Raw genomic sequence first — 1,842 nt, forward strand, 5'->3', positions numbered from 1 at the left:
TTATTAAACAAGGGTAAACCAGATATTTTGCATTATTTATATTTAATAATACTTATTATTATTATTTTATATTTTTAATAAGAATACTTATCAGTAGCTTTAAATTTTCTTTCCATTTCGTTTGCCTTAAATAAAGATTCTATGGTTCCAGCATCTATCCAATCATTATCTATAATTTTATATTCTATATCATCATTGTCCAGAAAATACTTATTCACATCTGTAATTTCCAATTCATTTCTTTTTGACGGCTTTACATTATTAATTATATCAAAAACATTACTTTTATATTGATATAAACCTATTATTGCAAGATTTGATTTTGGTTGTTTGGGTTTCTCAACTATTTTTGTAATTATGCCATTTTTAACATAGGCAATTCCAAATCTTTCAGGATCTTCAACCTTTTTCAAAAATATTCTACAGCTTTTATTTAATGGTTCTTTTAACTCTTTTATATCTCCAAAAATTATATTATCCCCAAGAATAACTGTAACATCATCATTATTTACAAAATCTTTGGCCTTGCTTAAGGCATCAGCAATACCCTTGGCACTTTCCTGCAGTGCATAAGTAAACCTAACACCAAAATCACTACCGCTTCCAAGAAGCAAAAGAAAATCTGTCGTCCTTCTTTTGTCAGTAACCACTAATATAGAGTCGATATCTGCACATTTTAAAGTATTAATCGGAAAATATATCATTGGTTTATCATATACTGGCAATAGATGTTTATTTGTTACCTTTGTCAGATCCTTTAACCTTGTACCTGTACCACCAGCCAATATTATTCCTTTCATTAAAAATGTGATTTATTATCTTTACTTTAAGTTTTGCAAATTATTTTATAATTCCATTTAATATTAGAACCATGCAAAAAAATATTCTTGTTACCGGTGGATATGGCTTTATAGGTTCTAATTTTGTGAATTATTTATTGAAAAATTATGATTATAATATAAAGGTATTTGATAAATTAACCTATGCATCAAATCTAAATAATATCAAAAATGATAATATAGAATTTATTAAAGGGGATTTATTTAATAAAATAGATATAGAAAAAGCATTGAAGGATGTGGATATTATAGTAAACTTCGCTGCAGAATCGCATGTAGACAGATCAATAGTTGATGCCCATGATTTTTTAAATTCCAATATTTATGGTGTATATAATATACTAGATTATATGAAGGAAAACAGGAATATTGAAAAATTTATACATATTTCAACAGATGAAGTATATGGAAACGCATTAAATAAAAAATTCGATGAAAATTCATGCTTGAACCCAAATAATCCTTACAGTGCAACAAAGGCATCGGCGGATTTATTAATACTGGCATATTTCAAAACTTATGGAATACCAGTTTCTATTACTAGAAGCTCTAATAATTACGGTCCTTATCAGCATCCAGAAAAATTAATACCTAAAACTATAATATATGCATTATTAGACAAAAAAATACCAATTTACGGAAATGGGAAAAATAGACGTGACTGGTTATATGTTGATGATAATGTAAAAGGTATAATAAAAGTTATGGCAAGAGGTAAAAACGGAGAAATATATAATATTGGTTCGGAGATTGAATTAGAAAATATTGAAATAGTCAAAAAAATATTACACATAATGAATAAACCCGAGTCATTGATAAAATGTGTTAACGATAGACCTGGTAATGATTTAAGATACTCATTAGATTCATCAAAATTAAATGCATTGGGTTTTAAACCAGAAGTTGATATAAATGAGGGACTTAATAAAACAATAGATTGGTATAAAAACAATAAAAGCTGGTGGGAAAATTATCTTAATAATATAGATTTATATAATAAATA

At 26.5% G+C, this 1,842-nt stretch carries 2 protein-coding genes; one reads left to right on the forward strand and one right to left on the reverse strand.

Going from position 1 to position 1,842, the window contains the following annotated elements:
- Positions 1-74 precede the first annotated feature (74 nt).
- Positions 75-800 (reverse strand): sugar phosphate nucleotidyltransferase, encoded by a 726-nt coding sequence (locus AOG55_RS04355; RefSeq protein WP_055040943.1) that lies wholly within the window; start codon positions 798-800, stop codon positions 75-77.
- Between the two features lie 71 nt (positions 801-871).
- Between AOG55_RS04355 and rfbB the strand changes: the two genes are divergently transcribed.
- A partial coding sequence (rfbB, locus tag AOG55_RS04360; protein WP_055040944.1) for a dTDP-glucose 4,6-dehydratase occupies positions 872-1,842 on the forward strand: 971 nt, incomplete at its 3' end.

It is taken from the genome of Acidiplasma cupricumulans (assembly GCF_001402935.1).
Taxonomy (GTDB): Archaea; Thermoplasmatota; Thermoplasmata; order Thermoplasmatales; family Thermoplasmataceae; genus Acidiplasma; species Acidiplasma aeolicum.

What these genes read in the sequence shown, in the direction of transcription:
- AOG55_RS04355 (WP_055040943.1), bottom strand. Translation starts at nt 800, where the DNA reads ATGAAAGGAATAATATTGGCTGGTGGTACAGGTACAAGGTTAAAGGAT.